Here is a 24,001-nt window from a genome sequence, read left to right as displayed (position 1 = left end):
GATTGGATAGCGACATAGCGTATATAGAATAGTACCTATGTTGCTATTCATTATTTATATTCTAGGATACAAAGTCACCTGGAATGATAGTAGTTTTATTTCATAGAGCGGTAAGGAGAAAGGAAGCGATAATATGATTTATAATTTAGATGAAAAGATAAAAAAAAAGGTTGTTTTTCTATTTTCAGGACAAGGCTCTCAATACTATCAAATGGGAAAGGAATTATTTTTTCGTTTTAATCGCTTTCAAGAAATCGTCATGGACTTCGATCGAATTGTACAAGATTGGATTGGGAAATCAGCTGTAGAAGAATTATATGGTACAAAGCAAGTAGCACATTCGTTTACAGAAACAATGCTGACGCATCCGTCTATATTCATAGTGGAATATGCGTTAGCTCGCTTTTTAATCGAAAGTGGTATTAAGCCTGATTATGTAGTGGGAACGAGTTTAGGTGAATTTACTGCATTGGCTGTATCTCAAGTAATGACACCAGAATCAGCGCTAGCATGTGTGTTAAAACAGGCGCAACTGGTAGAAAGAGATTGTGAACCAGGAAATATGTTGTTGATTCTAGAAGATGTGAGTTTGTTTTACGAGACAGATTATTTATATTGCCGAAGTGATTTGGCAGGAATACAATCGAATCATCATTTTGTCATATCTGTAGTGAAACAGAATATGAAAGAGATAGAACAATTTTTAAGATTACATAATATAAACTATTATAAGTTACCTATTTCTCATGCATTTCATTCGATTTCCATGGAGGTAATAGCAAATGAATATAAGAAATTCTTGAGCAAAATAAAATATAATAAAGTGAATATTCCGTTAGTTTCTTCGGTAGATGGACAAATGAAGAAAGAAATATCATCTGATTACTTATGGGAGGTTACGAGAAAGCCAATCTATTTTTGTAAAGCGATATGTACGCTGCAAAAAATATGTTCTGATGCCGTATTTCTTGACTTAGGTCCAGGGGGGACGCTTCATAATTCATTGCGATATATAGGAAATCAAAATGCTTCTTATCATAGTTTCCCTCTTATGAAGCCTTATCAGAATGCTGTTTGTGTTGAACAAATAAAAGAGTGGATCCGATAGTAGGGAGGAGTTACTGTTGAAACTTTCTAAATTAATAGCCGTTCAATTAGCTGAAGATGTTCCTATGATAGATTTAGAGATTATTTTGTCTTTTGTAAATCAACAAAAGCGAAGTAAATTGAAACAATATAGAAATATGAAAGATGTTCGCAGATCTCTTGTAGCGGAGTTAATTATTAGATTAGAAGTTCTGAAACAAGTAGAAATGAATAATGATGAGATTATATTTTTAAATAATGCCTATGGAAAACCGTTTTTACAAGGCTTAGATTTTTTTCATTTTAATATTTCCCATGCTGGTGAATGGGTTGTATGTGCATTTGATTGTATGTCTATCGGAGTGGATATTGAAAAAGTTGAGCGGATTGATCTTGATATAGCAAAACATGTCTTCTCGAAAAAGGAATACGAAAATTTGATGTTACAAAATGAACAGAAACAATTAGAGTGTTTTTTTGAATATTGGACAGCAAAAGAAAGTTATATAAAGGCTATTGGAAAGGGACTGTCTATTCCTTTAGACTCTTTTACAATTGATTTTGAACGGGCGAGTATTATTGCTGAGGAAACAGAATCAAAAGATTGGATGTTGAAGTCGTATGAACTCGACCTACAGTATAAGGTGACACTATGTACAAAAAATGCGTCGTTTCCTGAAGATATAATGATACGAGAGGAAAAACAAGTGTATGATGAAGTGTTATCATACGTGATGAATCGCATAACAAAGTAAGTATACATAAAATGCTTGTAAACAAATGAAGTATAGCTGTTTCCCTTTTTTATCATTTCTATCGGTTACATGATGAAATCTTACAATTCTGTAAGGTAAATGTAAGGAATTTCGATGGTAATAAAATACCAATTTTTTATAATGGAGGTAACAAAGATGAATCGAGGAGGAAAAAACATGAAAGGATTAATCGTAACGACTCTAACAGTAGCTTTTGGATTTGTAGCATATGAAAAGTTAATGAGTGTCATTGAGGTTATGAAGCATTTAGTAGCGTAGAAGAAAGAGATTTATATGAGAAGGGGAATGGGTAGATGAATGGAATGGTTATTTGGAATGATAGGTATTGGTAGTGTTATATTATTGTTATTTATCCCAGTCGGTATATTAAGTTCGACCATAAGTTTATTTTTTCTATGCTTGCTTGCTTTCATTATGCTTATTATTATGTTTTTCGTGAAGCAAAGTAAACCGATCTTCTTTTTTTGCATCATTGTGATTGCAGTTATTGCTCTTCAGGTCATTCTTCTTTTTATCTATCCTACAATTACTCGTGCTTTCCAGTAATTTAAAATCCTCTATGATAATTATTGAGGATGTTTGCCGCATGAAAAAAATCAGAGTTTCTTTCGTTTATTTAGTAGATTTAAATGCAAAAAAAGAATATTTTTATATTTCGAACAAAGAGGTTTCGAATGTTGTGTTCTGATTCTTCATTTGATATATTTACTTTGAAGAGACTAAAAATCTAAAAAAAGAGGCGAACGTATGGATAAAAAAGAAAATACGGTCGTATTGTTTCCGCAGTTGTCAGAGCGCTATATTGACCAAGGGTTTTTAGCGCTAAAAGAAAGGGAATTTGAAGAGGCATTACGCTGTTTTGAAATATTACGTCAGTATAATGCAGAAACAGAACAAACAGAATTGGCCTCGGTAATTTGTTTGCTTGAATTAAAGCGAATTGAAGAATCTAAAAAACAATGTGAGAAGTTGCTTGAAACAGGAACAGTTCTGTTTGGGGATATCCTTGAAACATATGTAACGATTTTAGTGCAAACAAATGATTATGAAGGTGTCATCCAAACGATTGAAGAAGTGTTGCAGAAGAAAGAATTGCTTCCGGAACAAAAAGAGAAATTAGCGCAGCTTGCTTTATTTGCACAAGGTATGCTTGGTGGGGAAGAAATGCCTCCGATAGATTCTAATTTTGAATTGAACGAATTTGCAAATGAACTATTTTCGGATAGCTTCGGGCAGCAGTTGCGAGCGATTAATGGTCTTTTATTAAAGGATCTTGATAAGGCGCTACCTGCTTTACAAAAGTTTCTTTTGGATGAAAAGCAGCATCCTTATTTGAAAACTTCTATTTTATATAAGATGGTAGAAAATAAAATGGAAAAAGAGGTAGCAGTAGAGAAATTCGGTGAAACAATTACAGTTATTCCGGCGCAGGTAGGTCATGATGAGGAGCAATCTGAAAAGATTATACATATATTATCGAATCGATTAGAAAATGAGTATCCTGATATATTTAAGACAATTATTACATATTGGAGAGAGATGCAAACGAGTATTTTTCCTTTCCCTCTATTAATGAATAACCCAAAAGTTTGGGCTGCTGTTTTAGAGAGAATAGGAAGAAAGCGTTTCGGGTTAATCGTCGATGAAGAGGAACTTATGAAAGTGTATCATATTCATTTAGAGGAATTTCATATTGCCTATCAATGGTTTTTACGTGTTGAGAAGGAAGGGTATTTCCCTGTATAATTATGAAAAAGAATTGTTCAGTTATTGAAACGAGAATATTCTATGTTATAATGTAAGGGTTGCAAAAGGCGGAAGTCTGCCTGTTTGTAAGAGGAGAGAAGGATATTTCTCTTACTTAATATGTTTCATATTATTCTCGAACAAAATATACCTTAGTTGTTTTTTGTAAGCAGCGAATAGATTAGAACGGTGTATCTGAAAGCTTTTGCTAGAAGATAAGAACGCCCGCACTCATCGGGTGTAGCGTTCTCGTTGTTTCTAAGAAAGGAATAATGGAATTTTAATCTATAGAGGTATGTGCATACATTATTATAGTTGGAGGGAAAGAATAAATGGCTGCAAAATGGGAAAAATTAGAAGGTAACGTTGGCGTATTAACAATCGAAGTTGATGCTAAAGAAGTTAACAACTCTCTTGACGCTGCGTTCAAAAAAGTAGTAAAAACAATTAACGTACCAGGTTTCCGTAAAGGTAAAATGCCTCGTCCGTTATTCGAACAACGCTTTGGTGTAGAATCTTTATACCAAGATGCATTAGACATCATCTTACCAAAAGCATACAGTGAAGCAATCGATGAAACTGGTATCTTCCCAGTTGCTCATCCTGAGATTGACATCGAGAAGTTCGAAAAAAATACAAACCTTGTTTTCACTGCGAAAGTTACTGTAAAACCTGAAGTGAAATTAGGCGAGTATAAAGGCTTAGCAGTAGAAAAAATCGACACAACTGTAACTGACGAAGATGTAGAGAACGAATTAAAAGCTTTACAAGAGCGTCAAGCTGAACTAGTTGTGAAAGAAGATGGAACTGTTGAAAACGGTGATACAGCTGTAATCGACTTCGAAGGTTTCGTGAATGGCGAAGCATTCGAAGGTGGAAAAGGTGAAAATTACTCTCTAGCAATCGGTTCTGGTACATTCATCCCAGGCTTTGAAGAGCAATTAATTGGTCTTAAAGCTGGTGAGTCTAAAGATGTTGAAGTAACATTCCCAGAAGAGTACCATGCAGAAGAACTTGCTGGAAAACCAGCAACGTTCAAAGTAACAGTTCATGAAATCAAAGCAAAAGAACTTCCTGAGTTAAACGACGAGTTCGCTAAAGATGTGAACGAAGAAGTTGCAACTCTTGATGAGTTAAAAGCAAAACTTCGCACAGACTTAGAAGAAGGTAAAAAGCATGAAGCTGAACACAAAGTTCGTGACGAAGTAGTAGAAAAAGCTGCTGCTAACGCTGAAATCGACATTCCAGAAGCTATGATCGAAACAGAATTAGATCGCATGGTTAGCGAATTTGAACAACGCTTAAGCCAACAAGGTATGAACCTTGAGCTTTACTACCAATTCACAGGTACTGATGCTGACAAGCTAAAAGAACAAATGAAAGAAGATGCGCAAAAACGCGTAAGAATCAACCTTGTTCTTGAAGCAATCATTAAAGCTGAAAACATCGAAGTTGCTGAAGAAGAAGTAAATGCAGAGATTGAAAAAATGGCTGAAATGTACAATATGCCAGTAGATGCTATTAAGCAAGCTCTTGGAAACACAGAAGCTCTAGCTGAAGATCTTAAAGTTCGTAAAGCTGTAGACTTCTTAGTAGACAATAGCAAAGCTGCATAATAAAATAACAAGGCGCGATTTTAATCGTGCCTTGTTTTATAAATATGAATATATTTGTAAAACTTTTTGATGAGGAAGGAAAAGAACCTTTAAAAGTCGAATATACATATTTCAAAAGTTTTAAAAACTTTTTATTTGTACATAACTAATCATATTATTTGTATTTCTCGCCACGTAGTGACATAATATGTATTTACATACGATACATTTATCGTGTACATACGAAGGCAAGATATTAGCACTTTGTAAGGGGTGTGAAAATATGTTTAAATTTAACGATGAGAAAGGGCAATTGAAATGTTCTTTCTGTGGCAAAACACAAACGCAAGTTCGAAAGCTTGTTGCAGGACCAGGTGTCTATATTTGTGATGAGTGTATTGAGCTTTGTACGGAAATTGTACAAGAGGAGCTTGCGAAAGACGAAGAAGTAGAATTCAAAGATGTACCGAAACCGATAGAGATTCGCGAAATTTTGGATGAGTATGTCATCGGGCAAGATAATGCGAAGAAAGCACTAGCGGTAGCGGTATATAATCATTACAAACGCATTAATTCTAACAGCAAAATTGATGATGTAGAATTGGCGAAGAGTAATATCGCACTTATTGGGCCGACAGGTAGCGGTAAAACGTTATTAGCTCAAACATTGGCGCGTATTTTAAATGTTCCGTTTGCGATTGCAGATGCAACATCTTTAACAGAGGCTGGATATGTAGGGGAAGATGTAGAAAATATCTTGCTTAAACTTATTCAAGCTGCTGATTATGATGTTGAGAAAGCAGAAAAAGGAATTATTTACATTGATGAGATTGATAAAGTGGCACGTAAGTCAGAAAATCCATCCATTACGCGTGATGTATCTGGTGAGGGTGTGCAACAGGCACTTCTGAAAATTTTAGAAGGTACTGTAGCGAGCGTTCCGCCTCAAGGTGGTCGTAAACATCCACATCAAGAATTTATTCAAATTGATACAACGAATATTCTATTTATTTGCGGTGGTGCGTTTGACGGCATTGAGCCAATTATTAAACGTCGCCTTGGTGAAAAAGTAATTGGATTTGGTTCTGAGAAGAAAAATGCGGAAGTAAATGAAAAGCATGTTTTATCTCACGTATTGCCAGAAGACCTGTTACGATTTGGTTTAATTCCAGAATTTATCGGTCGTCTACCAGTTATTGCAAACCTAGAGCCGCTTGATGAAGATGCTCTTGTTGATATTTTAACAAAACCGAAAAATGCACTTGTAAAGCAGTTCCAAAAATTACTGGAGCTTGATGACGTTGAATTAGAGTTTGAAGAAGGTGCACTAATTGAGATTGCGAAAAAAGCAATTGAACGTAAGACAGGTGCTCGTGGACTTCGCTCTATTATTGAAGGCTTAATGCTTGAAGTCATGTTTGAGCTTCCATCTCGTAAAGATATCGAGAAGTGTATTTTAACAAGAGAGACAGTAGCAAATAATGCACCACCAAAATTAGTGTTACAAGATGGTACTGTACTCGATACAAAAACATCTGCATAATGTTCAAAGGGAGAAACAGCAATTTTTGTAATTGCTGTTTCTTCTTATGTTTAGCACGATTCCTCTCCGGAAATACTAAATGGTAAAACCGTAGCGGGAGGAAATGAATCATGAGCTGGACAAACATATTCTTACTCGTTCAACTTGTTTTTGGTGTTATTGTCGGTTTATATTTCTGGCATTTGCTCCGAAATCAGCGAACGCAAAAAGTTTCCATTGATCGAGAATCGAAAAAAGAATTAGAACAACTTCGTAACATGCGTGAGATTTCTTTAACAGAACCACTTGCGGAAAAAGTACGTCCCACATCTTTTTCAGATATCGTTGGACAAGAAGATGGGATTCGATCATTAAAGGCGGCACTTTGTGGACCGAATCCGCAACATGTCATTATATATGGCCCTCCTGGAGTAGGGAAAACAGCGGCGGCGCGTCTTGTGTTAGAAGAAGCAAAGAAAAATCAAAAATCTCCATTTCGTAAGAGCGCAGTATTTATTGAACTGGATGCGACAACTGCACGCTTTGATGAGCGCGGCATTGCTGATCCTTTAATCGGTTCCGTACATGATCCGATTTATCAAGGGGCAGGAGCGATGGGACAAGCAGGAATTCCGCAACCTAAAAAAGGGGCTGTTACAGATGCACATGGCGGTATTTTATTTATTGATGAAATTGGAGAACTTCATCCTATTCAAATGAATAAAATGTTGAAGGTGTTAGAAGATCGAAAAGTATTTTTAGAAAGTGCATATTACAGTGAAGAAAATACGCTGATTCCGACGTACATACATGATATTTTTCAAAAAGGGTTACCAGCTGATTTTCGTCTCGTTGGGGCAACAACGCGCTCGCCAGAAGAAATTCCCCCTGCGATTCGTTCTCGTTGTTTAGAGGTGTTCTTCCGTGAATTGGATACGGAAGAAGTTCAAAAAGTAGCAAAGAATGCAGCGGAAAAAGTAGAGATGGAAATTGACGAGCAAGGAATTGAAATGATAGGAATGTATGCAAGAAATGGCCGGGAAGCCATTAATCTTGTGCAAATTTCTGCTGGGATGGCAATTAATGAAGAGCGTTCCTTTATTAAGAATGAGGATGTTGAATGGGTGATTCATTCTAGTCAACTTACTCCGAAGTATGAAAGGCGAATATACCCCATTCCGCGAATTGGCTTAGTGAATGGTCTAGCTGTATATGGGCCTAATACAGGAGCATTGTTAGAAGTTGAAGTCACAGCTATTCCTTCTCAGGATAAGGGGACAGTAAATGTGACAGGTATTGTAGAGGAAGAGAGTATCGGGAGTCAAACGAAATCAATTCGTCGTAAAAGTATGGCGAAAGGATCGGTTGATAATGTATTAACTGTACTTCGTTCCTTAGAATTATTGCCAGAAGGATATGATATACATATTAACTTTCCTGGGGGCATTCCAGTTGATGGTCCATCAGCTGGAATTGCAATGGCTACGGGAGTGTATTCCGCTTTACATCGCGTATATATAAGTAACGAAATTGCGATGACAGGGGAGATAAGCATTCACGGAGAAGTGAAACCAGTGGGTGGTGTATATGCAAAAGTGAAAGCGGCAAAAAAGGCAGGGGCAAAAAAAGTGATTATTCCTGCTGAAAATATGCAGCCATTTTTGTATACCATAAAAGGAATTGAAATTATTCCTGTTCGCAGGCTAAAAGAAGTGTTTGAATTGGCATTCGTGCAGGAAAATTCACATCGTGAAATGGATCTGCGTAACGATTTAGAAGAAGGCGATGTACAATCTATGTAAATAGGGTGAAGCTTTCGGCGGAGCGTTTCATTACATACGAATTAGAGCGTTGTTCTGTAGGAATTTTTATAGAGATAAGAAGCATATTGCGCACAATGGTGAGAGAAATATTTGCCAGACTTCGTTTAAGTTTGTATGCTTAAGCGGAGTCCATTTTTCTTTTATGAGGAGAAAAAGTCGTGAAATTGCGATGATAAAGAATCTCTGTAATTGCATCAGGGTGTATTGTAATATAAAATAGTTGAACAGGAGTTTAATTTATTATGGAGGTGCTATGTCTAGTATGAATACGAACGAAAGAATCTTGCCCCTCCTACCATTAAGAGGCGTTCTCGTATATCCGACGATGGTTCTGCATCTTGATGTAGGACGTGATAAGTCGATACAAGCACTAGAGCAGGCAGCAATGGATGAAAATATTATCTTTTTAGCAATGCAAAAAGAAATGAATATTGATGATCCGAAAGAAGATGACATATATAGTGTAGGTACAGTGGCGAAGGTAAAGCAGATGTTAAAGCTGCCAAACGGTACGCTTCGTGTCCTGGTAGAAGGTTTACATAGAGCAAAAGTAGTAGAATTTACAGAATTAGAAAACGTAATACAAGTTTCTGTTCAAACGATAGTAGAAGAAGAGGAAGGCGACTTAGAAGAAAAAGCTCTTATGCGCACATTGCTAGAGCATTTCGAACAGTATATTAAAGTTTCCAAAAAGATATCGAACGAAACATTCGCAACGGTAGCCGATGTGGAAGAGGCTGGAAGATTAGCGGATTTAATTGCTTCTCATTTACCAATTAAAACGAAACAAAAGCAAGAAATTTTGGAAATCATATCTGTTAACGAAAGATTACATACTTTAATCTCTATTATTCAAGATGAACAAGAGTTATTAAGTTTAGAAAAGAAAATCGGGCAAAAAGTAAAACGTTCGATGGAACGTACGCAAAAGGAATATTTTCTGCGGGAACAAATGAAGGCTATTCAAACAGAACTTGGTGATAAAGAAGGAAAAGGCGGGGAAGTTGAAGAACTTCGTAAAAAAATTGAAGAGGCAGGAATGCCGGAAGAGACAAAGGAAGCTGTCTTAAAAGAATTAGATCGCTATGAAAAATTACCAGTAAGTTCTGCGGAAAGCGGTGTGATTCGCAATTATATTGACTGGTTATTAGCGCTTCCATGGACAGAGGCAACAGATGATAAAATTGATCTTGCTCATTCTGAAATGATCTTAAATAAAGACCATTATGGGCTTGAAAAAGTAAAAGAGCGTGTCTTGGAATATTTAGCTGTTCAAAAGTTAACAAATTCACTAAAGGGACCAATCTTATGTCTAGTAGGGCCTCCTGGGGTCGGAAAAACATCATTAGCACGTTCGATTGCAACATCGCTAAATCGTAATTTTGTCCGTGTCTCCCTCGGTGGTGTTCGCGATGAATCTGAGATTAGAGGTCATCGTCGTACATATGTTGGTGCAATGCCAGGTCGGATTATACAAGGGATGAAAAAAGCAAAGACAATCAATCCGGTCTTTTTATTAGATGAGATTGATAAAATGTCCAATGATTTCCGTGGAGATCCATCTGCGGCGTTACTTGAAGTGTTAGATCCAGAACAAAATCATAATTTTAGCGATCATTATATTGAAGAACCGTATGATTTATCAAAGGTTATGTTTGTGGCAACTGCGAATACGCTTGCTAGCATTCCTGGACCGCTTCTTGATCGGATGGAAATCATATCAATTGCTGGTTATACAGAAATTGAAAAAGTACATATTGCACGTGAACATTTATTATCGAAGCAATTAAAAGAGCATGGTTTACGAAAAGGGAATTTACAAGTACGTGATGAGGCTCTTCTTGAAATGATTCGTTATTATACACGTGAAGCTGGTGTGCGTACGTTAGAACGTCAAATTGCTAAGGTTTGTCGTAAATCAGCGAAAATTATCGTTACAGGGGAACGTAAGCGCGTTGTTGTTACAGAGAAGAATATTGCGGACCTTTTAGGAAAGCGTATATTCCGATACGGTCAGGCTGAAAAGGTAGATCAAGTTGGTATGGCAACAGGATTAGCTTATACATCTGCTGGTGGCGATACACTTGCAATTGAAGTGGCTGTATCTCCTGGAAAAGGGAAATTAATTTTAACAGGGAAGCTTGGAGATGTGATGAAAGAATCTGCGCAAGCAGCTTTTAGTTATATTCGTTCTCGTGCAGAGGAACTTCATATTGACCCAGATTTCCATGAGAAAAATGACATCCATATTCACGTTCCAGAAGGAGCAGTTCCGAAAGATGGTCCATCAGCAGGTATTACGATGGCAACGGCACTTATTTCTGCCCTAACAGGTATTCCTATAAGTAAAGAAGTAGGGATGACGGGTGAGATTACGCTTCGCGGTCGTGTATTACCAATCGGTGGTTTGAAAGAAAAAACATTAAGTGCTCATCGCGCAGGTTTAACAAAAATTATTTTGCCAGCAGAAAACGAAAAAGATCTAGATGATATTCCAGAAAGCGTAAAAGAAAATCTTACGTTTGTGCTTGTGTCTCATTTAGATGAAGTGTTAGAGCATGCCTTAGTAGGAGTGAAACAATGAAAGTAACAAAAGCAGAGATTGTTATTAGTGCTGTTAGACCAGACCAATATCCAGAAAGTGACTTGCCAGAAATTGCTTTAGCAGGTCGTTCGAATGTTGGAAAGTCATCTTTTATTAATACAATCTTAAATCGTAAAAAGTTAGTCCGCATTTCTTCTAAACCTGGAAAAACGCAAACATTAAACTTTTTCATCATTAATGATATGATGCATTTCGTGGATGTTCCGGGCTACGGTTATGCGAAGGTATCGAAATCAGAACGTGCAGCGTGGGGTAAGATGATTGAAACTTACTTTACAACACGTGAACAATTAGATGCGACTGTGCTAGTAATTGATTTACGCCATCCTCCAACAAAGGATGATGTAATGATGTATGATTTCTTAAAGCATTATGAAATTCCAACAATTATTATTGCAACAAAGGCTGATAAAATTCCAAAAGGGAAATGGCAAAAGCATTTGAAAGTTGTAAAGGAAACACTTGATGTAGAAGCCGGTGATGAAGTAGTTCTATTTTCTTCTGAAACAGGGCTTGGAAAAGAAGAAGCGTGGAAAGCGATTCATAAGTTTACAAAAACAAAAAACGCGTGACGAATTCGTCACGCGTTTTTTGTTTGACAATTATATTAGCTTAAAAAGGATGCGGTTGGGAAGGCTATTTTATGTAACATTATGGAACAATCATACATATTTTATGTGATAATGAAAGAAGATAGAGAAAGATCGTGCTTCAATGTATATGGAATAGTTTCCATTACTTGATTCTGGCAGTTTTTTTTGGTAACGTACAAATAGAGTTATTATTTTATAATGATTATAAAGTAGGTATTTGATAGGAAGATTGTCTCATTAGTTTGTGAATTCGAGGAAAAAGGATAAAAAATTTCGTTGTTCACACGATTGTCAGATTCATAACAGGAAAGTTGTATTATGATAGTAGATAAGGTGATAAAACGGGTGAAGGGGGACATGCTGCGTGCATATTCTTGTTGTTAGTGTAAATTATCGAACAGCCCCTGTAGAGATTCGTGAGAAACTCACATTTCAGGCAGCAGAACTAGAACGAGCAATGATGACATTACAAAGTCAAAAAAGCGTGCTAGAGAATGTCATTGTATCAACGTGCAATCGTACGGAGATTTATGCTGTTGTTGATCAATTACACACGGGACGATATTACATTAAGAAATTTTTAGCTGATTGGTTTCAGCTTGAGATAGAAGAAGTTTCACCATACTTGTCTATTTTTGAACAAGATGGTGCAATTGAGCATTTATTCCGCGTTACGTGCGGATTAGATTCTATGGTAGTTGGCGAAACACAGATTTTAGGTCAAATTCGAAATAGCTTTTTAACAGCCCAGGAGGTAAAGGCAACAGGAACCATTTTTAACGAATTGTTTAAACAGGTCATTACGTTAGCAAAACGTGCACATTCAGAAACGACAATTGGTGAAAGTGCAATGTCTGTTAGCTATGCCGCTGTTGAACTTGGGAAGAAAATTTTTGGTGATTTAACAGACTGTCACGTTTTAATTCTTGGTGCTGGAAAAATGGGTGAGCTTGCACTGCAAAACTTATATGGAAGCGGAGCTCGAAAAGTTACTGTTATGAACCGTACATTTACAAAAGCGGAAACAATGGCAGAAAAATATATGGGGCATGCGAAGCCGTTAAGTGAACTACAATGTGCTTTATTAGAAGCGGACATTTTGATCAGTTCAACAGGATCCTCGAATTATGTCATTACGAAAGAAATGATGAAAAAAGTAGAACGCATGCGCAGTGGTCGCCCATTATTTATGGTTGATATTGCCGTACCTCGTGATATCGATCCAGAAATCAATGAATTAGAGGGTTCTTTCTTGTACGATATCGATGATTTACAAGATGTAGTGGAAGCGAATCGTGCTGAGCGTTTAAAAGAAGCGGAAAAGATTCAATTTATGATTGAAGAAGAAATCGTTTTATTTAAAAATTGGTTAAACACGCTAGGTGTTGTGCCTTTAATATCGGCTCTTCGAGAGAAAGCGTTAGGAATTCAAAGTGAGACGATGAGAAGTTTAGAACGAAAAATTCCAACGTTAAGCGATCGGGAGAAAAAGGTTATTAGTAAGCATACAAAAAGTATTATTAATCAATTGTTGAAGGATCCAATCTTGGTGGCAAAAGAGCTAGCTGGAGAAGAGGAAGCAACGGAAAAGCTTGCTTTATTTGCGAAAATTTTTGATTTAGAAGTACAAGAAGAGGTTGAACATACGGAAGAACCGGAACATAAACGAGCGTGGACACCATCCGTTTCATCTTTATAATACGAAAGGATGATCGGATGAGCTTTTTAAATAATAGTATTATTTATCATATCGCAATTATTTTATATGCTTGTAGCATTAGTTTATATTTTATAGATTATTTTCAAAGTAACCGAAAGGCGAATCGCTTTGCTTTTTGGTTACTTTCCATTGTATGGGTGTTACAGTCTGTTTTTATGTTGCTAAGAGCTACAGAGTCAGAAACGAATCCGATTCTAACCTTGCTATCTGGGATTTATTTTTATGTATGGCTATTGATTACAATGTCATTAGTCATCAATCGGTTTATGCGAATTGACTTCTTAGTTTTTTTTACAAATGTTGTTGCTTTTGGTGTAAGTGCGTTTTCTATTTTTACGCCGCTCGGAAAGATGTCGCCTGTACTCGCTGAGCAATTAGTTTCAGAGCTTGTTTATGTGCATGTAGGTATGGCGATTATTTCCTATGCAACATTTACCGTTTCATTCATTTTTTCTATTATGTATTTACTTCAGTACCGGCTTTTAAAACAGAAAAAATGGAATGCTAGATTAAGAAGATTAGGAAATTTACCAAAACTTGAGTCGATGTCTTATGGCTTAAATTTGTTTTCTGTACCATTTTTCTTATTGGCCATTTTACTCGGATGTATATGGGGATATACGAAGTTAGATAATTTTCATTGGTATGACACGAAAGTAATCGGGTCTTTTGTTGTTTTATTTATGTATTGTGCAGGTTTATATTTACGAGGAGCAGATGCATTGCACGGAAAAAAGATTATCCAATGGAATATTGGTGCATTCCTAGTTATGTTAGTTAATATTTTCCTATTGAGCAGTTTATCCAACTTCCATTTTTGGTATTTATAATGAGGAGAGAAAGTTATGCGCAAAATTATTGTAGGTTCAAGAAAGAGTAAGCTGGCATTAACACAAACGAATTGGTTTATTGATCAATTACAAGCGCTTGGCTTACCGTATGAATTTGAAGTAAAGGAAATTGTTACAAAAGGGGATGTCATTTTAGACGTTACGCTTTCTAAAGTAGGCGGTAAAGGGTTATTTGTAAAAGAGATTGAGCATGCTCTTCTTACAAAAGAAATCGATTTGGCTGTACACAGTATGAAAGATATGCCTGCTATGCTCCCAGCTGGTTTAACAATTGGGTGTATACCAAAGCGTATTGATCCGCGTGATGCATTTATTTCGAAGAATGGGGAATCGTTTCAGGAGTTAGCAAAAGGTGCAACTCTTGGCACGAGCAGTTTAAGACGTAGCGCACAATTATTGGCTGCTAGACCTGACTTACAAGTGAAATGGATTCGTGGAAATATCGATACGAGATTACGTAAATTACAAGAAGAAAACTATGATGCAATTATTTTAGCAACAGCTGGACTAAAGCGGATGGGTTGGGATGATGATGTGATTACAGAACACCTGGACGAATCCTTATGTGTACCAGCTGTAGGACAAGGTGCTTTAGCTATTGAATGTCGTGAAGATGATAAGGACTTATTGCAGTTATTAGCACATATGAACGATGCAGCAACAGAACGAACAGTAGCGGCAGAAAGAGTGTTTCTTCATAAGCTTGAAGGAGGATGTCAAGTACCTATTGCAGGATATGCAACACTTCAAGAAGATGAAAAAATTCAATTACATGCACTTGTTGGATCAACGGATGGCTCTGTCTTATTAAAAGAAACAGTAGTAGGTACAAATCCCGAGACAGTAGGGTTAGAAGCGGCAGAGCGCTTGATTCAGCAAGGTGCAAAAGAGCTCATTTCAGCTGCAAATAAGGAGCAACAGTAACTATGAATGCCCTTGTTGGAAAAAAAGTGCTCGTTACACGTGCCCAGCATCAAGCTGGGCAAATGAGCGTAGCAGTGAGAAAAGAGAGCGGAATTCCAATGGAAATTCCGCTCTTGCGTATAGATGGGGTATCTCAAGAAAAGCTTCAAAGGGTAGCCAAACAGTTGCATGTATACGATTGGATCATTTTTACGAGCAAAAATGGAGTAAGGTTCTTTTTGGAGGCATTAAATCAGAAACTTCCGCCTGCTATAAAAATTGCTGCAGTCGGTATAAAAACGGCGCAAGAACTAGAAGCAAGAGGGTATCAAGTTCATTTTGTTCCAACGGCGTTTGTTGCTGAAACGTTTGCGATGGAATTTGTGCAAACATTAAACGGGACAGAGCGTATTTTATTTCCAAAAGGGAATTTAGCTAGAGATGTAATTTCAGTGAAACTTCGTGAAGCTCGGGTGCTTGTAGAAGAGTTGGTTGTCTATGAAACGAAACCAAATGATGAGAAAAAAGAAGACTTAATCGGAGCTTTACAATCGAATCAAATTGATGTGATTACATTTACAAGTCCCTCTACAGTTGAAAGCTTTGTAAAGTTACTCGAGGGTACAAACTGGAGAGAATGGATAAAAAAATGTACAATTGCTTGTATAGGACCAATAACAGAAAAAGAGGCAAGAAAGTATTTTAAATATGTGCTTGTTCCAGAAGAATACACGATAGAATCATTAATACAATGCATTTCCAAGTTTTATGTAAATGCATAATGAAAATAAAAGAATGGGGATAGAATTTTATGAACTCTTTACAATTTAATCGTCATCGTCGTTTAAGACAAAGCGGAAATATGCGTGCGCTTGTACGTGAAACATTTTTACATACGGAAGACTTTATTTACCCTATTTTCGTACTTGAAGGTGAAAATATTCGTAACGAAGTTCCTTCTATGCCAGGCGTATATCAAGTTTCTTTAGATTTACTGCAAGCTGAAATGCAAGAAGTGGTTGATTTAGGTATTCGTTCTGTTATCGTATTTGGCGTACCTGCTGAGAAGGACGAGATTGGATCTTCTGCATTTTGTGAACACGGCATTGTACAACGTGCGATTCAACAAATTAAAGAGCAATTTCCAGAGTTAGTCGTCATTGCGGATACATGTTTATGTCAATATACAAGCCATGGTCATTGCGGTGTAATTGAAGATGGTATTATTTTAAATGATAAATCGTTAGAAATTCTTGCAAAAACAGCTGTAAGCCAAGCGAAAGCAGGAGCAGATATTATTGCTCCCTCTAACATGATGGACGGATTTGTAACAGCTATTCGTCATGCTTTAGATGAAAATGGTTTTGCACACGTGCCAGTTATGTCTTATGCAGTGAAATATGCATCTGCATTTTATGGACCATTCCGTGATGCAGCGCATGGTGCACCGCAATTTGGAGATCGGAAAACATATCAAATGGATCCAGCAAATCGAATGGAAGCATTCCGAGAAGCTGAGTCAGATGTAATGGAAGGAGCAGATTTCTTAATTGTAAAACCAGCTCTTTCTTATTTAGACATTGTTCGCGATGTGAAAAATAACTTTAATGTACCGATTGTCGCATATAATGTGAGCGGAGAATATTCTATGATTAAAGCAGCTGCCCAAAATGGCTGGATTAATGAAAAAGAGATTGTCCTTGAAAAATTATTAAGTATGAAACGTGCGGGTGCGAATTTAATTATTACGTATCATGCAAAAGATGCAGCAAGATGGTTACGAGAAGGGGGCGCGCGATAATGAAAAAGTTTGATAAATCGATTAAAGCGTTTGAAGAAGCTCAAGATTTAATGCCTGGTGGTGTAAATAGCCCAGTTCGTGCATTTAAATCGGTTGGGATGAATCCGTTATTTATGGAGCGAGGAAAAGGTTCTAAAGTATATGATATCGATGGAAATGAGTACATTGACTACGTATTATCATGGGGACCGCTTATTCATGGACATGCCAATGAGCGTGTTGTAGAGTCGTTAAAAGCTGTTGCGGAAAAAGGAACAAGCTTTGGGGCACCAACAGAAATTGAAAATAAATTAGCTCAGCTTGTGATTGAACGTGTGCCATCTATTGAAATTGTGCGTATGGTAAACTCTGGAACAGAGGCAACGATGAGTGCGCTTCGTTTAGCACGTGGTTATACAGGACGTAATAAAATTTTAAAATTTATCGGTTGTTATCATGGTCATGGTGATTCTCTATTAATTAAAGCTGGTTCTGGCGTTGCAACACTTGGTTTACCGGATAGTCCTGGTGTACCAGAAGGTGTAGCCCAAAATACAATTACAGTAGCTTATAATGATTTAGAAAGCGTAAAATATGCTTTTGAACAATTCGGAGATGATATTGCTTGTGTAATTGTTGAACCGGTAGCAGGAAATATGGGAGTTGTACCACCTATACCAGGATTTTTAGAAGGACTTCGTGAAGTAACTGAGCAATATGGAGCGCTGCTTATCTTTGATGAGGTAATGACTGGATTCCGCGTTGCATATAACTGTGGACAAGGATATTACGGTGTAACACCTGATTTAACTTGCTTAGGAAAAGTGATCGGTGGCGGTCTACCGGTAGGAGCATATGGTGGTAAAGCAGAAATTATGCGTCAAGTTGCGCCTAGTGGACCGATTTATCAAGCAGGTACTTTATCTGGTAACCCACTTGCGATGACAGCGGGATATGAAACATTAATACAGCTAACACCAGAATGTTATAAAGAGTTTGAACGTAAAGCAGAAATGTTGGAGAATGGTTTGCGTCAGGCTGCGGAAAAACATGGTATACCACACCATATTAATCGAGCAGGTTCGATGATTGGTATTTTCTTTACGAATGAACGAGTGATTAACTATGATGCAGCAAAAACATCGAATTTAGAGTTTTTTGCGGCTTATTATCGTGAAATGGTAGAACAAGGTGTGTTCTTACCACCATCTCAATTTGAAGGATTATTCTTATCAACAGCACATAGTGATGCTGATATTGAAGCAACAATTGCTGCGGCAGAAATTGCAATGTCAAAATTAAAAGCATAAATAAAAAGGTTGTTTGGAATCTTCCAGGCAACCTTTTTTCATTTATAAGAAAAGACCACATGTGCGATTTTTTTACTCATAAAATGTCCCCAAGAAACATAAATCTGTAATGACATACAGTTTGGGAGGGGGAAAAGGAGTGGCAACAGATCATTCATTACGTTTTTCACTAAAAGAATCGGTTTGGTTCCAAAAAGGACAGGAAGTCGAAGAACTTTTGTCAATTTCGTTAGATCCAGACGTTGAGATAGAAGAGCTTGAACATGAAGTGATTGTGCGAGGGCAGTTAGATTTAACTGGGGAATATATTGCAAAGAAAGAGGAAACTGAGTTTTCAACGAGTGAATTATCCCCGGCGAAATCAATTGATTATGTGGAAGAGAGAGAAGATGGTATTCATGAACTTGTTCATTCGTTTCCACTAGAAATTTCCATTCCAAGAAATCGAGTAAAGGTAATTGAAGAATTGTATGTTTCTATCGAGGAATTTGATTATGAGTTAAAGGAAAATGGCTGCTTACAATTATTAGCTGATATTTCTATATACGGATTAAATGATATTGAGCGTGAGCTGGATGATGTGGAAGATATAGAAAGTGAACATGTGAACGGTAAAAGAGAAGAAGAGATAGAAACAGTTGAAGAGGAAAAAGAGCTGGAAGAGCCGGAAGAAACAGCAGAAATCATTCTTCAATCAGAATCAAACGGATGGGAAGATTATGCCTTTGAACCGTTTCAATTAGAAGAACGGAAAGAACAAGAGTTAGTAGAGGAAGAAGAATTAGAAGAACATGATGTAGAAGAGCGAGATAAAGAGGAAACGATGCCGCAAGTTGAGTTGTTTGGACGAACAGGTTTTCAAGAAAAAGAAACGAAGAAAGAAAAGGAAGACCAAGAAGAACCTGTATATTCTCAAAGAGATGAAAATGCCTTATATTTAACAAAATTGTTTACAAAAGAAGCAGAAGAAGAATTTACAAAGGTGAGAATGTACTTTGTGCAAGAGGGAGATACAATCGAGTCGGTAGCAGAGCGTTATGAGACATCTGTGCAACATTTACATCGCATGAACCGAACGGACGATATTTATTTAACAGCAGGTCAAGTTATTTATATACCTGTTCCAAAAGCGAAGTCAAAATGAGTGAAGACTATTCTTCACTCATCTCTTTTCTTCCATTTGAATTTTTAGATGAGAAAGGATTAGTCGGATGGATATAGAATTACGCAATCGCTATGAACCAATTGTGAGACGATATCAATTGAATGTAGAGCACATCGAAGAATATGGGAATGTAATGAGGATTTATACGAATCAAGGCCCGTATGCATTAAAAAAATTGCCGAATCAAAGACTAGAGCGCAATCACTTTATGCATCATATTCAATATTTAAAAGAAAAAGGTTTTTCCAACTATGTTCCCATCTATCACGCGATGGATGGGAATTATATTTTGAGTGACGGAACATATAGTTATTATTTAATGCCTTGGCTTGAGAAAGCTGACGGGAATGGCGAGGATAATGGTCAATATCATAAAATGTTTCAAACGTTAGCGATGCTTCATAAAAAAACAGTGCGAGAGGAACCGTATACAGAAGAGGCGTTAGAAAATCATTATACAAATATAGCGGATCGCTGGGAGCAAGATGGTGAAATATTAGAAGAATTTCTTGTTCAATCCGAATCAAAGTGGTATATGTCACCATTTGAATTGCAGTATTGTACGTATTTTCATCATGTGATGAGAGCGCGAGATTTTGCGACAAAGCAGCTTACCGATTGGTATGAAGCGATGAAAGAAAAAGAAAAAACACGCATTTCCTTAGTGCATGGAAATGTATCTCTCAATCATTTTTTATTTGATTATGAGAGGAATGGCTATTTTATTAGTTTAGAAAGAACACAATTTGCGACTCCTATTCAAGATATTGTAGGTTTCTATACACGTTCTTTAAATACCTATCCAATTGCTAGAAGTGACCGTTTTGAATGGTATCAGGAATATCAAAAACATTTTCCCTTTACAAAAGAAGAACAACTCCTAATGTTTGCTTATTTAACGTATCCCTCTCCATTTATTCGTCAAATCCGTTCGTATGTAAAGAAGAAACAAGTTCGCAATGAGCAAAAAGAGTTTCGAAATGTGAAAATGTTACAGCAATCTCATTGGCTTGTAAGTAATATTGAGTATTTTCTTTCCCAACTACAAGCTGTACAGCAGGGAAACGGATCATAGCCGTAGTTTTGAAACTACGGCTGAAAATGTAAGCGAATCGTTGCTATAACAAAAATAATCAAAATGATAAAATCTAAAAATGTTGGTAGCAATAAGGTGCGAATCCCTTGGAAAATAGTCAGTGGTATTGCAAAATCAGAAAACATGGTTTGTAAACTTCTAACCCATGAGGGGGCAGAAAAATTATAGGAACGCCGATAACGTCGCATCATAATGATTCCTCCATCTAGGAAGCCAATCTATTTTGTAGTCTATGAAAGGGGAAGGTAATGTTACAGTATGTAGGATAAGTGCTGAATGTGCTTATCCTACTTTTACCTTGATCCCGCTACTTTTGGGTAGCTTAATTCATGAAGGTGAATAATCGGTAAGGATGAAGAAATAACAATGAGTAACGTTTCATGTTATACTTTTATAGTGCAAATAAAGATCAGACTGAGTAATCATTTAACATAAAATTTTTTTATCTTGACGAATATGGTTTCGTTTTTTACACTATTGTATATAATAAATAACAATTATATAAATGCATTGAAGGGGAAGAGTATAACATAAAACGTCTTCAGAGAGGGGAATTATTAGCTGGGAGATTCTCTAGATAGTCATGTTAGAAGGTAGCCCTGGAGCATCTTTTCTGAACGGATATATTCTCATTAGGAAAAGACGGATTTGACCGTTATCAAATAAAGAGTATAAACAAATCTTGCATTTGTTTGTAAATAAAGGTGGTACCGCGATGTCCCTCGTCCTTTTTGGATGAGGGGCATTTTTTATTTTAAGGAGGGAAAGTAATGTCAAATACGGAAAAGAATTTACCGACTAAATATGATCATATGTCCGTTGAAGAAGGACGTTATCAATGGTGGCTTGAAGGTAAATATTTCGAAGCAACAGGAGATGAGAAGAAACAACCATACACAATTGTAATTCCACCTCCAAACGTAACAGGTAAATTGCATTTAGGGCATGCTTGGGATACAACGCTTCAAGATATTTTAACACGTACAAAGCGCATGCAAGGTTACGATGTATTATGGCTTCCAGGTATGGACCATGCAGGTATTGCAACACAAGCAAAAGTAGAAGCGAAACTTCGCGAAGAAGGAATTTCACGTTACGATCTTGGACGTGAAAAGTTCCTTGAGAAAGCATGGGAGTGGAAAGAAGAGTATGCTTCTCACATTCGCCAACAATGGGGAAAAGTTGGTTTAGGATTAGATTACTCTCGTGAACGTTTTACTTTAGATGAGGGTTTATCTGATGCGGTTAAGAAAGTATTCGTTCAATTATATGAAAAAGGTTTAATTTACCGCGGAGAATATATTATTAACTGGGATCCAGCAACGCGTACTGCACTTTCTGATATTGAAGTAATTCATAAAGATGTTCAAGGTGCATTCTACCATATGAACTATCCGTTAACTGATGGTTCTGGTTACATTCGTCTTGCGACAACTCGACCAGAAACAATGCTTGGTGATACAGCGGTCGCGGTTCACCCAGAAGATGAGCGCTATAAACATTTAATTGGAAAAACAGTTACACTTCCAATCGTAGGTCGCGAAATTCCGATTATTGCAGACGATTATGTAGATCCAGAGTTCGGTACAGGTGTTGTGAAAATTACACCAGCTCACGATCCAAATGACTTTGAAGTAGGTAACCGTCATGATTTACCACGTATTCTTGTAATGAACGAAGACGGTACAATGAATGAAAAAGCTGGTAAATATAATGGTATGGACCGTTTTGAATGCCGTAAAGCGTTAGTGAAAGACTTACAAGAAGCTGGTGTATTAGTAGAAATTGAGCCTCATATGCATTCTGTAGGGCACAGTGAGCGAAGTGGAGCAGTTGTTGAACCATACTTATCAACACAATGGTTTGTAAAAATGGGACCACTTGCAGAAAAAGCAGTGGCACTTCAGCAAAAAGAAGAAGAAAAAGTAACATTTGTACCAGAGCGCTTTGAAAACACATATTTACGATGGATGGAAAATATTCATGATTGGTGTATTTCTCGTCAATTATGGTGGGGACACCGCATCCCAGCTTGGTATCATAAAGAAACTGGTGAAGTATATGTAGGTACAGAGGCGCCTGCAGATATTGAAAATTGGGAGCAAGATAACGACGTACTGGATACATGGTTTAGCTCAGCATTATGGCCATTCTCTACACTTGGTTGGCCAAATGAAGATGCAGAAGACTTTAAACGTTACTATTCAACAGATGCTTTAGTAACTGGTTATGATATTATCTTCTTCTGGGTATCTCGTATGATTTTCCAAGGTTTAGAGTTCACAGGAGAGCGCCCATTTAAAGATGTATTAATTCACGGTTTAGTTCGTGATGAACAAGGTCGTAAAATGAGTAAATCTCTTGGTAATGGTATTGATCCGATGGATGTTATTGATAAGTACGGTGCGGATGCAATGCGCTTCTTCTTATCAACAGGAAGTGCACCAGGTCAAGATTTACGCTTTAGCATGGAGAAAGTAGAATCTACTTGGAACTTCATTAATAAAATTTGGAATGCATCACGCTTCGTATTAATGAACATGGATGATATGAAATATGAAGATATCGATTTAACTGGTGAAAAATCCGTTGCGGATAAGTGGATTTTAACTCGTTTAAATGAAACAATTGAAAGTGTAACACGCAACATGGATAAATATGAGTTTGGTGAAGCTGGCCGTTCATTATACAACTTTATTTGGGATGATTTCTGTGACTGGTACATTGAAATGGCAAAACTCCCACTATACGGTGAAGATGAAGCGGCGAAGAAAACAACTCGTTCTGTGTTAGCATATGTACTAGATCAAACGATGCGTTTACTACACCCATTCATGCCGTTCGTAACAGAGAAAATTTGGCAGCACTTACCGCATGAAGGCGAATCGATTACGGTATCGGCATGGCCGACAGTTCGCGAAGATTTACAGGATGAAGAAGCAGCAGCAGAAATGCACCTTCTTGTTGATATCATTCGCTCTGTTCGTAATATTCGTGCCGAAGTAAATACGCCAATGAGCAAAAAAGTTCAACTACAAATTAAAGCGAAGGATGAAGCAGTACTTGCTCAACTTACAAAAAATAGTTCTTACATTGAGCGTTTCTGTAATCCAAGTGAACTAATCATTAAGACTGATTTACAAGCGCCAGAAAAAGCGATGACTGCTATCGTATCAGGTGCAGAGTTATTCTTACCGTTAGCTGACCTTATTAATCTTGAAGAAGAAAAAGCTCGCTTACAAAAAGAGCTTGAGAAGTTCAATAAAGAGGTAGAACGTGTGCAGAAGAAACTTGCAAACGAAGGTTTCGTAGCGAAAGCTCCTGCGGCAGTAATTGAAGGAGAACGTGCGAAAGAAAAAGATTACTTAGAAAAACGTGAAGCGGTTCGTCAACGCTTAGCAGATCTTGAAAAATAAAATCATTGAAAAGA

General features: G+C 37.0%; 19 protein-coding genes and 1 other annotated feature. Of the genes, 18 read left to right on the top strand and 1 reads right to left on the bottom strand.

The genetic code is table 11. From position 1 onward, the window contains the following. Nucleotides 1–133 precede the first annotated feature (133 nt). The 17 genes from MR063_RS03695 (at nt 134) to ysxE (ending at nt 20,550) form a co-directional block, all read left to right on the top strand. Nucleotides 134–1,108, top strand: a complete 975-nt coding sequence (locus MR063_RS03695) for an acyltransferase domain-containing protein (protein ID WP_242193450.1) — start codon at nt 134–136, stop codon at nt 1,106–1,108. 16 nt (nt 1,109–1,124) lie between these two features. Beyond that, complete coding sequence (locus MR063_RS03690) at nt 1,125–1,841, top strand: 4'-phosphopantetheinyl transferase family protein (RefSeq protein WP_242193448.1); 717 nt, start codon at nt 1,125–1,127, stop codon at nt 1,839–1,841. A 318-nt stretch (nt 1,842–2,159) separates the two neighbouring features. Next, nucleotides 2,160–2,408: a hypothetical protein gene (locus MR063_RS03685; protein WP_242193447.1), complete on the top strand. Its 249-nt coding sequence runs from the start codon at nt 2,160–2,162 to the stop codon at nt 2,406–2,408. Between the two features lie 201 nt (nt 2,409–2,609). Beyond that, a complete protein-coding gene (locus MR063_RS03680; protein WP_242193443.1) occupies nt 2,610–3,608 on the top strand; it encodes a hypothetical protein in 999 nt (332 codons plus the stop codon). A 332-nt stretch (nt 3,609–3,940) separates the two neighbouring features. After that, nucleotides 3,941–5,224: a trigger factor gene (gene tig / locus MR063_RS03675; protein ID WP_242193442.1), complete on the top strand. Its 1,284-nt coding sequence runs from the start codon at nt 3,941–3,943 to the stop codon at nt 5,222–5,224. A gap of 262 nt (nt 5,225–5,486) precedes the next feature. Beyond that, nucleotides 5,487–6,746 (top strand): ATP-dependent protease ATP-binding subunit ClpX, encoded by a 1,260-nt coding sequence (gene clpX, locus MR063_RS03670; protein ID WP_242145264.1) that lies wholly within the window; start codon nt 5,487–5,489, stop codon nt 6,744–6,746. Nucleotides 6,747–6,856: 110 nt separating this feature from the next. Further along, nucleotides 6,857–8,527 carry an ATP-dependent protease LonB gene (gene lonB / locus MR063_RS03665; protein WP_242193441.1) on the top strand — a complete coding sequence of 557 codons (1,671 nt, stop codon included), beginning with the start codon at nt 6,857–6,859 and terminating at the stop codon, nt 8,525–8,527. Between the two features lie 274 nt (nt 8,528–8,801). Continuing rightward, nucleotides 8,802–11,132, top strand: a complete 2,331-nt coding sequence (lon, locus tag MR063_RS03660) for an endopeptidase La (protein WP_242193440.1) — start codon at nt 8,802–8,804, stop codon at nt 11,130–11,132. Beyond that, nucleotides 11,129–11,725 (top strand): ribosome biogenesis GTP-binding protein YihA/YsxC, encoded by a 597-nt coding sequence (gene yihA / locus MR063_RS03655; protein ID WP_242145261.1) that lies wholly within the window; start codon nt 11,129–11,131, stop codon nt 11,723–11,725. The genes lon and yihA overlap by 4 nt, the downstream gene beginning before the upstream one ends. 385 nt (nt 11,726–12,110) lie before the next feature. Then, a complete protein-coding gene (gene hemA, locus MR063_RS03650; protein WP_242193439.1) occupies nt 12,111–13,445 on the top strand; it encodes a glutamyl-tRNA reductase in 1,335 nt (444 codons plus the stop codon). A gap of 17 nt (nt 13,446–13,462) precedes the next feature. Beyond that, entirely contained in the window at nt 13,463–14,296 is an 834-nt protein-coding gene (locus tag MR063_RS03645; protein WP_242145259.1) for a cytochrome c biogenesis protein, read from the top strand. Nucleotides 14,297–14,311: 15 nt separating this feature from the next. After that, nucleotides 14,312–15,241: a hydroxymethylbilane synthase gene (gene hemC, locus MR063_RS03640; RefSeq protein ID WP_242193435.1), complete on the top strand. Its 930-nt coding sequence runs from the start codon at nt 14,312–14,314 to the stop codon at nt 15,239–15,241. A gap of 2 nt (nt 15,242–15,243) precedes the next feature. Then, on the top strand, nt 15,244–16,002 hold the full coding sequence (gene hemD, locus MR063_RS03635; protein ID WP_242193434.1) for a uroporphyrinogen-III synthase: 759 nt from the start codon (nt 15,244–15,246) through the stop codon (nt 16,000–16,002). Between the two features lie 29 nt (nt 16,003–16,031). Further along, a complete protein-coding gene (hemB, locus tag MR063_RS03630) occupies nt 16,032–17,021 on the top strand; it encodes a porphobilinogen synthase (RefSeq protein ID WP_242193431.1) in 990 nt (329 codons plus the stop codon). Next, a complete protein-coding gene (hemL, locus tag MR063_RS03625) occupies nt 17,021–18,310 on the top strand; it encodes a glutamate-1-semialdehyde 2,1-aminomutase (RefSeq protein ID WP_242145255.1) in 1,290 nt (429 codons plus the stop codon). Before hemB ends, hemL begins: the two co-directional genes overlap by 1 nt. Before the next feature lie 109 nt (nt 18,311–18,419). Then, on the top strand, nt 18,420–19,454 hold the full coding sequence (gene spoVID, locus MR063_RS03620) for a stage VI sporulation protein D (RefSeq protein WP_242193430.1): 1,035 nt from the start codon (nt 18,420–18,422) through the stop codon (nt 19,452–19,454). Between the two features lie 67 nt (nt 19,455–19,521). Continuing rightward, nucleotides 19,522–20,550, top strand: a complete 1,029-nt coding sequence (ysxE, locus tag MR063_RS03615) for a spore coat protein YsxE (protein WP_242193427.1) — start codon at nt 19,522–19,524, stop codon at nt 20,548–20,550. Between the two features lie 14 nt (nt 20,551–20,564). Here ysxE and MR063_RS03610 read toward each other — a convergent pair whose 3' ends face one another. After that, complete coding sequence (locus MR063_RS03610; RefSeq protein WP_242145252.1) at nt 20,565–20,762, bottom strand: hypothetical protein; 198 nt, start codon at nt 20,760–20,762, stop codon at nt 20,565–20,567. Between the two features lie 310 nt (nt 20,763–21,072). Next, nucleotides 21,073–21,304: a binding site (T-box leader), on the top strand. Nucleotides 21,305–21,341: 37 nt separating this feature from the next. Here MR063_RS03610 and MR063_RS03605 point away from each other — a divergent pair. Beyond that, complete coding sequence (locus tag MR063_RS03605) at nt 21,342–23,987, top strand: valine--tRNA ligase (RefSeq protein WP_242193425.1); 2,646 nt, start codon at nt 21,342–21,344, stop codon at nt 23,985–23,987. Nucleotides 23,988–24,001 lie beyond the last annotated feature (14 nt).

It is taken from the genome of Bacillus cereus group sp. BfR-BA-01492, assembly GCF_022662815.1.
Taxonomy (GTDB): Bacteria; Bacillota; Bacilli; order Bacillales; family Bacillaceae_G; genus Bacillus_A; species Bacillus_A cereus_BD.
The sequence above is the reverse complement of the archived record's forward strand: the minus strand, read 5'-3'. Positions and strand labels throughout refer to the sequence as shown.

Bases quoted from the DNA above. Each gene is read 5' to 3' on its own strand.
- MR063_RS03645 (WP_242145259.1), top strand. From the start codon at position 13,463: ATGAGCTTTTTAAATAATAGTATTATTTATCATATCGCAATTATTTTA.
- lonB (WP_242193441.1), top strand. From the start codon at position 6,857: ATGAGCTGGACAAACATATTCTTACTCGTTCAACTTGTTTTTGGTGTT.
- MR063_RS03680 (WP_242193443.1), top strand. From the start codon at position 2,610: ATGGATAAAAAAGAAAATACGGTCGTATTGTTTCCGCAGTTGTCAGAG.
- hemL (WP_242145255.1), top strand. From the start codon at position 17,021: ATGAAAAAGTTTGATAAATCGATTAAAGCGTTTGAAGAAGCTCAAGAT.
- hemD (WP_242193434.1), top strand. From the start codon at position 15,244: ATGAATGCCCTTGTTGGAAAAAAAGTGCTCGTTACACGTGCCCAGCAT.
- tig (WP_242193442.1), top strand. From the start codon at position 3,941: ATGGCTGCAAAATGGGAAAAATTAGAAGGTAACGTTGGCGTATTAACA.
- MR063_RS03695 (WP_242193450.1), top strand. From the start codon at position 134: ATGATTTATAATTTAGATGAAAAGATAAAAAAAAAGGTTGTTTTTCTA.
- clpX (WP_242145264.1), top strand. From the start codon at position 5,487: ATGTTTAAATTTAACGATGAGAAAGGGCAATTGAAATGTTCTTTCTGT.
- ysxE (WP_242193427.1), top strand. From the start codon at position 19,522: ATGGATATAGAATTACGCAATCGCTATGAACCAATTGTGAGACGATAT.
- spoVID (WP_242193430.1), top strand. From the start codon at position 18,420: ATGACATACAGTTTGGGAGGGGGAAAAGGAGTGGCAACAGATCATTCA.
- MR063_RS03610 (WP_242145252.1), bottom strand. From the start codon at position 20,762: ATGATGCGACGTTATCGGCGTTCCTATAATTTTTCTGCCCCCTCATGG.
- hemB (WP_242193431.1), top strand. From the start codon at position 16,032: ATGAACTCTTTACAATTTAATCGTCATCGTCGTTTAAGACAAAGCGGA.
- hemC (WP_242193435.1), top strand. From the start codon at position 14,312: ATGCGCAAAATTATTGTAGGTTCAAGAAAGAGTAAGCTGGCATTAACA.
- MR063_RS03605 (WP_242193425.1), top strand. From the start codon at position 21,342: ATGTCAAATACGGAAAAGAATTTACCGACTAAATATGATCATATGTCC.
- lon (WP_242193440.1), top strand. From the start codon at position 8,802: ATGTCTAGTATGAATACGAACGAAAGAATCTTGCCCCTCCTACCATTA.
- MR063_RS03685 (WP_242193447.1), top strand. From the start codon at position 2,160: ATGGAATGGTTATTTGGAATGATAGGTATTGGTAGTGTTATATTATTG.
- yihA (WP_242145261.1), top strand. From the start codon at position 11,129: ATGAAAGTAACAAAAGCAGAGATTGTTATTAGTGCTGTTAGACCAGAC.